Source organism: Acinetobacter sp. Brlt_5 (assembly GCF_051949055.1).
Classification (GTDB): Bacteria; Pseudomonadota; Gammaproteobacteria; order Pseudomonadales; family Moraxellaceae; genus Acinetobacter; species Acinetobacter indicus.
Genome location: NZ_JAYJLP010000025.1, coordinates 1 through 12,226, shown reverse-complemented (window position 1 = coordinate 12,226; position 12,226 = coordinate 1). Strand labels below are relative to the sequence as shown.

Genomic DNA, 12,226 nt, shown 5'->3' with positions numbered 1-12,226 from the left:
GAAACCTGATTATTTGCACTATTTTGATACACACGAGAAATCTTTTGCAGGAAAAATCGCAAAGAGTGCTTGAATATGGTGCATTTCAGTATAGCCCTAGTATAATAGGCACAAAGCAAAATCCCTAAATCTTAATTTCTCATAAGAAATTCAATATTTTAACTTTGCTTTTAAAAGTTGGTACGGTAATTGCTTAATAACTGCCAACTACTAACACGCACTTGGGTGTGCAACAAAATATCATTGGAGCAAAATGAGCATGGCGAACAAGGTCCTTCAACTCATACAAGAAAGTGGTGCAAAATGGGTCGATTTCCGCTTTACTGATACTAAGGGTAAAGAGCAGCACGTAACTTACCCTGCAGACAGTATCGATGAAGATACCTTCGAAGACGGTAAAATGTTTGATGGTTCTTCAATTGCTGGTTGGAAAGGCATTGAAGCATCTGACATGATTTTACGTCCAGACGCTGAAACTGGTTTCATCGACCCATTCTTTGCGGAACCAACAGTTGTCGTGACTTGTGATGTCATCGAACCATCTACAGGTCAGGGTTATGAACGTGACCCACGCTCGATTGCTCGCCGTGCAGAAGATTACTTAAAGTCTACCGGTATTGGTGATACTGCATTCTTTGGCCCAGAACCAGAATTTTTCGTATTTGACGAAGTGAAATGGGACATCGACATGTCTGGCGCACGCCACACCTTAATCGCTGAAGAAGCGGCTTGGTCTACAGGTAAAGACTACGAGTCCGGTAACTCTGGCCACCGTCCACGCGTTAAAGGCGGTTACTTCCCGGTTCCTCCAGTTGATTCTCACCACGATATGCGTGCAGATATGTGTGCAAAAATTGAAGAGATCATGGGCCCAGGTCGTGTAGAAGTACATCACCACGAAGTTGCATCTTGCCAGTTAGAAATTGGTGTGAGCTTCAACACCATGGTGCGTAAAGCTGATGAAGTGCAACAGTTCAAATATGCGGTGTGGAACGTAGCGCACCAATATGCGAAAACTGCGACGTTTATGCCTAAACCAATGGTAGGCGATAACGGTTCAGGTATGCACGTGCATATGTCGATCTCTAAAGACGGCAAAAACCTGTTCGCGGGTGATGAATACGCTGGTCTGTCTGAAATGGCACTGTACTTCATTGGCGGTATCATCAAGCATGCCCGTTCATTGAATGCGATTACTAACCCTTCGACTAACTCGTACAAGCGTCTGGTTCCGCACTTCGAAGCACCGATTATGCTGGCTTACTCAGCGCGTAACCGTTCTGCTTCTATCCGTATTCCTTACGTGTCTAGCCCGAAAGGCAAACGTATTGAAGCACGTTTCCCAGATCCAATGATGAACCCGTACTTAGGTTTCGCGGCACTGTTAATGGCGGGTATTGACGGTATCCAGAACAAGATTCACCCAGGTGAAGCTGCGGACAAGAACCTGTACGATCTTCCACCGGAAGAAGAAGCAAAAATTCCAACCGTTGCTCACAGCCTTGAAATGGCGCTGGAAGCACTGGCCGCTGACCATGACTACCTGTTAAAAGGTAGCGTGTTTACAAAAGAAATGCTCGATGCTTATATCGAGCTGAAAACTGAAGAAGTTCGTCGTCTGAACACGACTACTCACCCAGTTGAATTAGACATGTACTACAGCCTGTAATTTGACCTCAGATTCATGCTCAGAAAATCCGCGCTTGTCGCGGATTTTTTTATGGCCTTCATATTCATTTAGGTGAGGTAGATTGATAGTGAATATGACATTTGCGCTTTTTGGCTGAAAAGCCCATGGTTTAGTAACAGATTTCAGTTACACTAGGCCAAGCGATAAAAGGGGAATAAGTGATGCGCGGCCAGCAGACCTGTCAATTTCAGGATCAGACCATTCCTGCAGGATTGAAGACATGGCTGTATGCACCGGGCTCTCTGACACAACAATTAACCGATCTGGCCGGTGGCCAGTTTCAGGTACAGCCACTGCGCGAAAGTTTCCAGCGCCTGAGCTTTGAAGATGCCAAATGGCTGAGCATGCCGCATCAGCATACCTCCTGGGTGCGGGAAAGCTATTTATATGGCTGTGAAGAGCAGCCCTGGGTTCAAGCCAAAAGTATTTTTCCGATTTTAAGCCTGCAAAAAAAAGCACGCCTGTTCAAGCATATTGGTAAAAAGCCGATTGGCCGGTTTTTGTTTCAACGTACCAATCCGGCCTGTGAGCGCCGGGTGATTTTATTGCCCGAAGGCTGGACCAGACAGAGCTGCTATACTTGGCATGGCTGTAAATTTATTGTGCAAGAAAGTTTCTTGCCCAGCTTTGAGCAATTTCTACATTCTTCTTTTCAACAGCAACGTGGTTAAGGACAGTCATGGCAACTGCACATTCAATTACCTGGCGTGAGCGCTTGGAAGCCTATTACTATTTATGCCGTTTTGATAAGCCGATTGGCACCGAACTGGTGTTCTGGCCAACCATGTGGGCCTTATGGATTGCTGCTCAGGGAACACCGACCATAGGTGTGCTGATTCCAATGATTCTGGGTGTGATCTTTATGCGTGCGGCAGGCTGTGCCATTAATGACTTTGCCGACCGTAAAGTCGATGCCCATGTTGAGCGCACCAAAACCCGTCCTTTGGCCACCGGCATCATTAGCGCCAAAGAAGCGGTGATGGTGTTTCTGGTGCTGGTTGCTGCCAGTGCCTGCCTGTTGTTGTTCTTGCCGCTTGAAACCTTTTACTGGTCGTTTGGGGCGTTATTTCTGGCTTTTATCTACCCGTTTATGAAACGCTATACTCATTTACCGCAGGTATTTCTGGGCGCCGCATTTTCATGGTCTATTCCTATGGCCTATACCGCGGTGGGTGCAACCCCAGATTTAACCTGCTGGTTATTGTACTTTGGCAACCTGGCCTGGACTGTGGCCTATGACACTCAATATGCGATTACTGACCGCGAATATGATCTCAAAATTGGGGTGAAATCGACCGCCATTTTATTTGGCCGTTATGATATTGAGATTATTTCTGCCTTGCAGCTGATCAGTCTGCTCCTGATTGGCGCGGCGTTGTGGATCGAAAATCTGTTCATGCCATTTGGTCTGGTGGCACTGGCTGTGGTGGCACTGGATTTTATCTATCAATGGCACAAAACCAAAGACCGCAATCCGCAGCAATGTTTCTGGGCTTTTCGGCATAACCGTTGGGTTGGGCTGATGATTTTTGCCGGAATTTTTCTTGCACTTCTCTAGGTTTATGCATTTGGTCTGATCTTGCAAAAAGCCAACAAAGCATCCGAGCAGGATGCTTTTTTTTATGCTTAATTCAAAGAACTCAGGCTGAGTACTTAACAACAAGAAGATAAAGAGGAATTCAAGATGACAACGACATTTAAAAAACTGTTATTGGCGGTAACCTGCTCCTCGGCGCTGTTATTTACAGCATGTGGTGGCGATGATAATGACTTTAACTTTATCCGTGACAAAACTTTTGTATCTGATGCTGCCTATACCCAAGATGGTATTGAGGGTGCGGTCATTCGGGTCATGACCTATAAAATGCCAAATGTACGTGACCAGAAAGCAGAAGCTACCGCCATGGTATTTTATCCGTCCACACCTCGTCCGGTAGATGGCTGGCGTGTGGTGGTCTGGGAACATGGAACAGTGGGCATTGCTGATCATTGTGCACCGAGTCGCAACAGTTTAAATCCGCGTTTTAAGGCCATGGCGGAAAGTTTACTGGCCGCAGGCTATGTGATTGTCGCGCCAGATTATGAAGGGCTGGGCACGCCGGGCATTCATCCGTATTTACATTTAGAAAGTGCGGCCCAGTCTGCTATTTATTCAGTACGCGCCTTAAAAGAAGATCTGGGTGCACACATGCATGGTGCCTGGATGTCGGTGGGGCAGTCACAGGGTGGTCATGCCTCTTTAGGTACTGCGGAATTTGCCAATCAGGATGCCAATTATAAAGGTGCAGTGGCAGCAGCACCGGCTTCGAGTCTGGGTTATATCATTGCGGAAGTCGCGCCGGCGGCCATTCATGATCTGGAGCTGGCAGAGAGTGTTGGTCTGTATCCGGTTGGAACGGCCCGTAATGTTTATGCAGAACTGATGGCCTATGCTGCCTATGTCGCGGTCGGCATTAAAGCCTATGAACCGGACTTTAATTACCTCAGCATCTTCCAGCCGGAATCGCAGGATATTGTGCCAGAAGCCGAAGGCAACAATGGTGAAAATGGCCAATGTCTGGACGAGCTGATGCAGTCCTTTAGAGAAGATATAGATGCCTTTACTGAAAATAGTGGTCTTGCTGTGGCTGATTATCCGGGACTGACGGCAAATTTCCAGGACAATGCAACCATTAAGCGCTTCCTGGCCATTAACCAGCCGGCCACCAAAAAGCTGGATAAACCGATTATGGTGATTCAGGGTGAGGCAGATACTGCTGTACCGGCAGCTGTCACCACGGCACTGGTAGATAACTTAAGAGAAATGGGGACGACGGTTGAATATGAATTGGTCCCGGGTGCCTCGCATACCCAGGCCATTGTGCAGAGAAATGCCGAGCTGGTGCGCTTTATTCAAACCCACATGCCTGCGCAATAATGTCCTCCTGAAAAACTCGCTGATCAGTCCGGAAGATCGGGGCTGATCAGCTCTCAGTGACCGAGATTTCGAGTTTGGCCAGTTCCTGAGTAATGAGCTGCAGTGCCAGATTATGGTTATTTTTACGGTAATTGGCATATAGATGGAGCGGCTGAACTTCAAAATCGGTTTCAATGATCGCCACATGCTCATTCAGAAAGCGCAGCAGATATTCCGGCACAAAACTGTAGCCCATCCCCAGATTAATCAGATTAATATGCTGCAATACATTGGTGACCCAGAGTAACTGCTCGGCCGGCATCTGTTCAATCGGCACCTGCCGGGTGACCTGTTCATAAAACACCGGAGAAGCGGTTTGCTCGCACATAATCAGCCGCTGTTGCAGCAAGGCTTCAGCACTCATCCGCGACTTGGTCGGTGCAGATTTTTGCCCTGACACCAGATAGATTTTCTCTGACAAAATGGGAAGATCGACAAAATCATCCTGCTGAATGGCATAGCGGGTCAGGCTTAAATCCAGCTCAGCATTTTTAAGGCGCTGAATCTGCTCCAGACAGGTCAGGCTCTGGATATGAATCTGCAGATTGGGAATGGCCTGTTTTAAGCGTTCTAGCATCAGCGGCAGCACTTTCAGCTCGGCCACGTTCAATAAGCCAATATGAATCTGGTTGTTTTTCTGATGCGCCACCTGACGCGCTGCGGCAATTGCAAGTTTGGCGTTTTCAATCGCTTGCAAGGCATAAGGTAAAAAGGCCCGGCCTTCATCGGTCAGTTGAATCTGCCGCGCGGAGCGATCCAGCAAACGAACCCCGACTTCTTCTTCTAAATCCTTAATCTGCTGGCTTAAAGAGGGCTGGGCGGTAAAGAGTTTATCGGCTGCTTTGGTAAAACTCTGTTCTTCTGCCACCGCTGCAAAATAGCGTAAATGCCGTAATTCCATGACTTTCATCCACCGTGCAGATCATCGCCCTAGTGTAACCCAACACAGTCTGAACTGCATTTCACATGAGTCGATGTGTTTTATCCAGCAGCTGACTAGAGCTAAAACCAATAGTACTATCGTTTATACGCATAGAAATAGGCGGCCTGGATGGGGCGGATTACACTGCATACAAATATTCTGCAACAGATACAGCGGTGAAAGGAGTCCGGAATGTCTACACACTATGATACTGATGTGCTGGTGATTGGTACGGGGCCGGCGGGTTCTACTTTGGGGCTGGCCTTGGCCAGTTATGGCATCAGGGTGCAGCTGTTTACCCAGTTTAACTGGCTGGCCAACAGTCCGCGTGCGCATATTACCAATCAGCGTGCGATGGAAGTTCTGCGTGACTTGGGCATTGAAGAGCAGGTCAAAGCCATTGCCACGCCGTGGCAGCAGATGGGCGAAAGTTTACTCACCACCAGTCTGGTCGGGGAAGAAATTGCCCGGATGAGCTGCTGGGGCACGGGCGATGAGCGTCATGGCGATTACATCAAAGGCAGCCCATGTCCCTTTGTCGATCTGATCCAGCCAAAAATGGAAGCACTGCTGGTCAAGAATGCGGCCGAACGCGGTGCGATTTATAACTTCAATACTGAATATTTATCACATACTCAGGATGAGCATGGCGTAACCGCGACCTTTCTGAATCGAGTGACCCAAACTGAATTTAGCCTGCGGGCCAAATATTTAATTGGGATGGATGGGGCGCGTTCAAAAATTGTTGAAGAGCTGAAGCTGCCCTTAGAAGGGGTGATGGCGCGTGCTGGAACCGTGTACGTCACTTTTAAAGCCGACCTGTCCAAATATGTGGCACATCGTCCGGCCATTTTACAGTGGATTGTGAATCCGGAAGCCAGTTTTGGTGACTTGGGCATGGGATTACTACGTGCCATTCAGCCCTGGAACGAATGGATTATGGGCTGGGGCTTTGATATTAGCAAAGGCGAGCCGCAAGTCACCGAAGCACAGGTCCGGGCGCGATTGAACACCTTTGTGGGTGAAGAGGTGCAGCAGGTCGAAATTGAAAAAGTATCTTACTGGTATGTCAATCAGACCTGGGCCACCCAGTATTCGGTGGGGCGCGTGTTCTGTGGTGGCGATGCGGTACATCGTCACCCGCCATCGAGTGGTTTAGGTTCCAACACCTGTATGCAGGATGCGTTTAACCTGGGCTGGAAGCTGGCTTATGTGCTTAAAGGCTGGGCCAAGCCAGCGCTGCTGGAGTCTTATAGCGATGAACGGGCGCCGGTGGGCAAACAGATTGTGGCACGTGCCAACCAGTCCCGTTTTGACTATAAGCATTTAAAAGAAGTATTTGGCTTTGATCAGGGTGTGCAGACCCAAGCCGAGATGTTGCAGCGGATTTTTGCGGAAACACCGGAAGCGGCCGAGATTCGGGAAAAGTTGTATCAGGCGCTGGCGATTAAACATTATGAGTTTAATGCTCAAGGGGTGGAGCTGAACCAGCGTTATCTGTCCAATGCCGTGCTGGCAGAAACAGATGAAGAAATCTTTGTACAGGACCCACAGCTGTATTTGCAAGCCACCACACGCCCGGGTGCCAAACTACCGCATACCTGGCTGATTGATGCGCAGGGCTATAAACATTCCACCCTGGATATTGTCGGTAAAGGGCGCTTTACGCTACTGACCGGTTTATCGGGTGCAGCATGGAAAGCGGCAGCGGCCCGGTTAAGGCTGGACTATCTGGATGTGATTCAGATTGGTTCACGTGAACATCGCGATGTCTATGCCACCTGGCAGCAAAAATCGGAAATTGCCGATGCCGGTGCCGTGCTGGTACGTCCGGATGGCTATGTGGCTTGGCGGATGCAGGACACACCAGAACAAGGCTTTGATCATCTGGCCTGTTTAACTCAGGTTTTTGGCGAGATTCAGCTGAACCTCTAATCGGGTAGATGAGCAGTCTGACGTGATCTGTAACGCAGCCGTCTGTAGCCGTACAGGCGGCTGTGTTGTATCTTCAGGTTCAAGCAAACATCAACAGAGGCTTTGTCCTCGAAAATGATTTTGTTATATTGAGCGTCATTTTGATGCATCTGACAGAGGACTCTCTCATGACCGCGCCTGAACAGCAACGACCGAATCAGCCACCCAATACCAAAAAGATTATTCTGTTGGCCAGTTTAGGTCTGCTGATTCCTGTTTTTCTGGTCAGTATGGCGTTTCTGGCTGTCAACAGCGATGCGAAAAATCAGGAAAAATATAAACAGCAGCAGGCAGAGATGATTGCGCGGATTAAAGCGCGTGAAGCAGCTGAACAACAGCAGGCGCAGCAACAAGCTCAACAACAAGCCGATGCAAACCCAGCAGCTTCTGAAGCTGTAGCGCCTTAATTAAAGAATATCCTGCTGCAATTGTCTGATACTCGGAATCTCCGTGTATCGGATCACCTGATAGCCCGCCTCAAGCAACATGGCATCCCGCTCGGCATCTTCGCTTTCTTTGCCAATATGAGTGGGATCATCCAGTTCAATAATAATCACCACATTCATCTGCTGATCCAGCAAAACAAAATCGGTGACCTTGCGATTAAAGCGGGAACGGATCTTGTAGTTACTATTGGTAATTAACGCACTAAAAGCAACTTGAGCCAGAATATGATGTTCGGGAAAAGCCTGCTTTAAGCGGGCAAACATCTTGGCTTCAAACGGGGTAATGACTTTTTTCGGAAAATATTTCTGTTTGGGGCGCAAATAGGAGGCTGCCACCAGCAGCATCAGCACCAGTGTGGCCAGGCAGCCAATAAAGAAGAAAGTCGACTGAGCGCTATTGAACACAACACATACTTGTATAAAGAAAAAACCCACTCAACTGGAGTGGGTTTTTAGAATCTTGGCTCTCCCACCTGGGCTCGAACCAGGGACCTGCGGATTAACAGTCCGTCGCTCTACCGACTGAGCTATGGGAGAATCTGAAACGCATTCTAGGCGGCAAAGGGCAGGTGGTCAAGTCCGCGGCCTGAAAAAATGTAGTTTTTCAGTTTAACTGAATTAAAAATAAACGAATGAAGGCGTTTGGAAGCAGAAAGCTTGGTGTGTGGCTTTTACTGGTCTATGACGGGCAGGGTGCCGTGGTACAGGTAGGGGCTATTTTAGGATGATGATTCTCATTGAATCCCCCAATCTAAACGCCATAAAAAAACCCACTCAACTGGAGTGGGTTTTTAGAATCTTGGCTCTCCCACCTGGGCTCGAACCAGGGACCTGCGGATTAACAGTCCGTCGCTCTACCGACTGAGCTATGGGAGATTAGATGGCTCTCCAACCTGGGCTCGAACCAGGGACCTGCGGATTAACAGTCCGTCGCTCTACCGACTGAGCTATTGGAGAATCTGATGCGCATTTTAGGGAGGAATGCGCCGGTCGTCAACCAGATTATTTAAACAAATGAATCATTTGCCTTAGATTTATGCAGTTATTCCCTAAAAATAAAAAAATCACCCTTAAAGGGTGATTTTTTACACAGAAAAATAAAATTATTTTTCTACGCCAGCTGGTTGGCCTGCAAGTTTCGCGTTGGCATAATCCCAGTTCACCAGGCTTTCAAGGAAAGTCGAGATGTACTTAGGACGTGCGTTACGGAAGTCGATGTAGTAAGCGTGTTCCCAAACGTCAATCGTTAATACTGCAATTTTGCCGTGCGCCATTGGCGTATCTGCATTTGAAGTTTTCATGATTGACAGTTTGCCGTTTACGTCGTCAGCCACTAACCATGCCCAACCTGAACCGAATTGAGTTGCAGCAGCAGTTGCAAATTCTTCAGCAAATTTTTCGTATGAACCAAAAGCTTCATCAATTTTCGCTGCAATTGCACCAGTAGGTTTACCACCACCGTTTTTCGCCATACAGTTCCAGTAGAATGTGTGGTTCCATACTTGTGCAGCATTGTTGAAAATACCTGCTTTAGAAGCATCGCCAGCACTTGCCTTGATGATTTCTTCTAAAGTTTTACCTTCAAGCTCAGTACCTGCGATCAGGTTGTTCAGGTTCACAACATAGGTATTGTGGTGCTTGTCATGGTGAAATTCTAAAGTCTCTTTGCTGATGTGCGGCGCAAGATCTTCGTAACCATATGGTAATGCTGGTAAAGTAATCGTTGTCATGTTTTCAATTCCTTGCTTATGCTGGGTTTTGAGTTTAAGTCGGCTTATTGTAATAGATTATTCAACAAAATTGCGCATTGCTTATAAATAACATTACACAATAAATCCTTAATTTATACGTATAAGCCAGCCTCAATTCATCTCCCAAGTTTTAAATCGGATTATTCAATTCGAAATAGACATATTCGAGATTAAATTCGCGTGCCAGCGCCTGTCCCAAACGCTGTACACCGCAGCGTTCAGTCGCGTGATGGCCACAGGCATAATAATGGACGCCCAGTTCTTTGGCTTCATAAAAGGTACGTTCTGACACTTCGCCAGAAATATAGGCATCACAGTCTTGCGCTGCGGCTTTATGAATATAATCCTGCGCGCCGCCGGTACAGAAACCGACTTTGCGGATTTCGGTTGGATTGGCCGGTAAATGAATGGTATCAAACCCCAGTTTTTCACTTAACAGGGCTTTAAACGCTTCTGGTGACATGGCCTGTTTTAAATAGCCAATATTGCCAATTGGATGACGTTCACTCGGGTCCAGTGCTTCCAGTTGCTCCAGTCCCAAAATATCAGCAATGGCCGCATTATTGCCCAGTTCAGGATGTGAATCGAGCGGTAAATGATAGCCCACCAGCGAAATATCATGCTGGATTAGGCTTTTAATGCGTTTACCGCGCATTCCGGTAATCGGGTAGGGTTCACCTTTCCAGAAATAGCCATGATGCACCAGCAGCACATCGGCTTGCTCGGCAATGGCGGCTTCAATTGCATCTTGTGATGCAGTTACCGCACACAGAATTTTTTTGACTTCCGGTTTGCCTTCAATTTGCAAGCCGTTTGGGGCATAGTCTTTAAACTCGGCTGATTTTAAGGTTTGATCACACCAGCGGATCAGGTCATGCAGCTTAGCCATAAATCTCTCAAAAGCCTTAAATTTTGTTGTCATCAAAACATATTTTGAATTGTAACTAAAGCAGCACAAAACTCTTTAGTGATTTTTATGTTTCCTTATGTATTTCGCTTTACAATAGGTCATAAATTACTTAGTCATCAATGAATTAAAAAATTTTAGAGGATAGAGCTGTGCGCCGGACCTTTACATGGTTACCTTGGGTGTTACTTATTATCGTGATTATTGGCTTTTTGGGCTGGCAACAGTTTCAAAAACCGAAAGCTCCCGTTGCCCCGGATGGGGTGAAAATGCCTGCTGAAAAAGTAGAACCGCTGATTGATACCACCCGTACTGGCGGGGTGGTGTCTTATAGTGCTGCCGTAAAAGTAGCAGCACCGGCCGTGGTCAATATTTTTACCACCCAGAAAATCAAGCAGCCTAATCATCCTTTGTTTAATGATCCGGCATTCCGTGAATTTTTTGGCGATCAGTTACCGGAACAATATCGCCAGGGACCTAATGAAAACAGCCTCGGTTCCGGGGTGATTGTACGTGCCGATGGTTACATTTTGACGAATAACCATGTGATTGCCCAGGCCGATCAGATTGTGGTGGCCTTGCATGATGGCCGTCGTGCCGAGGCAAAAGTGGTCGGCACCGATCCGGATACCGACTTGGCGGTAATTAAAATTGAGCTGGATCAGTTACCGGTTTTACCATTTAAACTCAGTGGCAATGAAGTCGGTGATGTGGTGCTGGCGATTGGTAACCCGTTTGGGGTAGGCCAAACCGTCACTCAGGGGATTATTTCCGCGACCGGTCGTTCGGATTTAGGCATTAATACCTATGAAGACTTTATTCAGACTGATGCTGCTATTAACCCGGGGAACTCCGGTGGTGCGCTAATTGATGTGGCCGGGAACTTAATTGGGGTCAATACCGCGATTTTCTCGCAATCGGGCGGTTCTTTGGGTATTGGCTTTGCCATTCCGGCTCAGGTCTGTCAGCAGGTACTGAACTCGATTTTAAAAGATGGTCGCGTGGTACGTGGCTGGTTGGGTATTAGCTTATTGCCGGTACAGCAACAGAATATTCTGGAGCCAAAACAAAGCGGCGTAGTGGTGGCAGATGTCTTGGCCAATGGTCCTGCAGCCAAAGCCGGTATTCGCCGTGGCGATAAAATCCTGAAAGTGAATGATGAAGAGATCACCTCAACATCACACCTGATTAATTATGTGGCGCTGCAGCAACCGAACCAGCCAGTGAATATCCTGATTGAACGTGAAGAACAGTCTTTAGAGCTGCAAGTGGTGGTTGGTGAGCGTAAAGTGCAAAACAGTGATAAACAGTTTATTCCATTACCAGAATAAGCTCGCAGTACGCGCTGTAAATTAAACATGAAAAAGCTCCGCAGGTCGGGGCTTTTTTTAATGGGTGAATTTTATCAGCAGTCTGTTAGTGAAGAGCGATATTGTAAGATCAAGCGAAAATACGTAGGAACGTACTGAATGGCGCAGAGCAGACATACCGTCTTATAGAGATGATCGCTGTGTCACATCTCTAGGTCTTTCCATCCCTCGAGATAATCGGTTGGGGACAAAATAAAGCAACTAAATGAA

11 protein-coding genes and 3 tRNA genes are annotated in these 12,226 nt (G+C 47.3%); 7 read left to right on the top strand and 7 right to left on the bottom strand.

Translation table 11 applies throughout. The annotated features are described in order from the left end of the window. Positions 1-253 precede the first annotated feature (253 nt). The 4 genes from glnA (at position 254) to VF685_RS13155 (ending at position 4,607) form a co-directional block, all read left to right on the top strand. Positions 254-1,669 carry a type I glutamate--ammonia ligase gene (gene glnA / locus VF685_RS13170; protein ID WP_171301053.1) on the top strand — a complete coding sequence of 472 codons (1,416 nt, stop codon included), beginning with the start codon at positions 254-256 and terminating at the stop codon, positions 1,667-1,669. Positions 1,670-1,851: 182 nt separating this feature from the next. Next, on the top strand, positions 1,852-2,361 hold the full coding sequence (locus tag VF685_RS13165; RefSeq protein WP_168405225.1) for a chorismate--pyruvate lyase family protein: 510 nt from the start codon (positions 1,852-1,854) through the stop codon (positions 2,359-2,361). A gap of 8 nt (positions 2,362-2,369) precedes the next feature. Continuing rightward, positions 2,370-3,248, top strand: coding sequence for a 4-hydroxybenzoate octaprenyltransferase (ubiA, locus tag VF685_RS13160; protein ID WP_005176488.1), 879 nt, complete (start codon positions 2,370-2,372; stop codon positions 3,246-3,248). A gap of 126 nt (positions 3,249-3,374) precedes the next feature. Continuing rightward, the gene (locus VF685_RS13155; RefSeq protein ID WP_242911969.1) at positions 3,375-4,607 is read left to right on the top strand and encodes an alpha/beta hydrolase family protein; all 1,233 of its coding nucleotides are present in this window, start codon (positions 3,375-3,377) and stop codon (positions 4,605-4,607) included. A 46-nt stretch (positions 4,608-4,653) separates the two neighbouring features. Here VF685_RS13155 and VF685_RS13150 read toward each other — a convergent pair whose 3' ends face one another. Beyond that, positions 4,654-5,547: a LysR family transcriptional regulator gene (locus tag VF685_RS13150; RefSeq protein ID WP_016659982.1), complete on the bottom strand. Its 894-nt coding sequence runs from the start codon at positions 5,545-5,547 to the stop codon at positions 4,654-4,656. A 213-nt stretch (positions 5,548-5,760) separates the two neighbouring features. Here VF685_RS13150 and VF685_RS13145 point away from each other — a divergent pair, with 213 nt between their 5' ends. Then, positions 5,761-7,503, top strand: a complete 1,743-nt coding sequence (locus tag VF685_RS13145) for an FAD-dependent monooxygenase (RefSeq protein ID WP_180191932.1) — start codon at positions 5,761-5,763, stop codon at positions 7,501-7,503. A gap of 167 nt (positions 7,504-7,670) precedes the next feature. Beyond that, positions 7,671-7,949 carry a hypothetical protein gene (locus VF685_RS13140; RefSeq protein WP_045795172.1) on the top strand — a complete coding sequence of 93 codons (279 nt, stop codon included), beginning with the start codon at positions 7,671-7,673 and terminating at the stop codon, positions 7,947-7,949. Here VF685_RS13140 and VF685_RS13135 read toward each other — a convergent pair whose 3' ends face one another. From VF685_RS13135 to VF685_RS13110, 6 genes are all read right to left on the bottom strand, one after another. Beyond that, positions 7,950-8,393, bottom strand: a complete 444-nt coding sequence (locus VF685_RS13135) for a DUF2726 domain-containing protein (RefSeq protein ID WP_005176498.1) — start codon at positions 8,391-8,393, stop codon at positions 7,950-7,952. A 56-nt stretch (positions 8,394-8,449) separates the two neighbouring features. Further along, positions 8,450-8,525 (bottom strand) — tRNA-Asn (locus VF685_RS13130). A 263-nt stretch (positions 8,526-8,788) separates the two neighbouring features. Continuing rightward, positions 8,789-8,864 (bottom strand) — tRNA-Asn (locus VF685_RS13125). Positions 8,865-8,869: 5 nt separating this feature from the next. After that, a tRNA-Asn gene (locus VF685_RS13120) sits at positions 8,870-8,945 on the bottom strand. Positions 8,946-9,091: 146 nt separating this feature from the next. Further along, the gene (locus tag VF685_RS13115; RefSeq protein WP_005176500.1) at positions 9,092-9,718 is read right to left on the bottom strand and encodes a superoxide dismutase; all 627 of its coding nucleotides are present in this window, start codon (positions 9,716-9,718) and stop codon (positions 9,092-9,094) included. 151 nt (positions 9,719-9,869) lie between these two features. After that, entirely contained in the window at positions 9,870-10,628 is a 759-nt protein-coding gene (locus VF685_RS13110; RefSeq protein ID WP_180191931.1) for a Nif3-like dinuclear metal center hexameric protein, read from the bottom strand. Positions 10,629-10,798: 170 nt separating this feature from the next. Between VF685_RS13110 and VF685_RS13105 the strand changes: the two genes are divergently transcribed. Further along, entirely contained in the window at positions 10,799-11,977 is a 1,179-nt protein-coding gene (locus VF685_RS13105) for a S1C family serine protease (protein WP_104471244.1), read from the top strand. The last annotated feature ends 249 nt before the right edge of the window (positions 11,978-12,226 follow it).

Bases quoted from the DNA above. Each gene is read 5' to 3' on its own strand.
- glnA (WP_171301053.1), top strand. From the start codon at position 254: ATGAGCATGGCGAACAAGGTCCTTCAACTCATACAAGAAAGTGGTGCA.
- VF685_RS13165 (WP_168405225.1), top strand. From the start codon at position 1,852: ATGCGCGGCCAGCAGACCTGTCAATTTCAGGATCAGACCATTCCTGCA.
- ubiA (WP_005176488.1), top strand. From the start codon at position 2,370: ATGGCAACTGCACATTCAATTACCTGGCGTGAGCGCTTGGAAGCCTAT.
- VF685_RS13155 (WP_242911969.1), top strand. From the start codon at position 3,375: ATGACAACGACATTTAAAAAACTGTTATTGGCGGTAACCTGCTCCTCG.
- VF685_RS13150 (WP_016659982.1), bottom strand. From the start codon at position 5,547: ATGGAATTACGGCATTTACGCTATTTTGCAGCGGTGGCAGAAGAACAG.
- VF685_RS13145 (WP_180191932.1), top strand. From the start codon at position 5,761: ATGTCTACACACTATGATACTGATGTGCTGGTGATTGGTACGGGGCCG.
- VF685_RS13140 (WP_045795172.1), top strand. From the start codon at position 7,671: ATGACCGCGCCTGAACAGCAACGACCGAATCAGCCACCCAATACCAAA.
- VF685_RS13115 (WP_005176500.1), bottom strand. From the start codon at position 9,718: ATGACAACGATTACTTTACCAGCATTACCATATGGTTACGAAGATCTT.
- VF685_RS13110 (WP_180191931.1), bottom strand. From the start codon at position 10,628: ATGGCTAAGCTGCATGACCTGATCCGCTGGTGTGATCAAACCTTAAAA.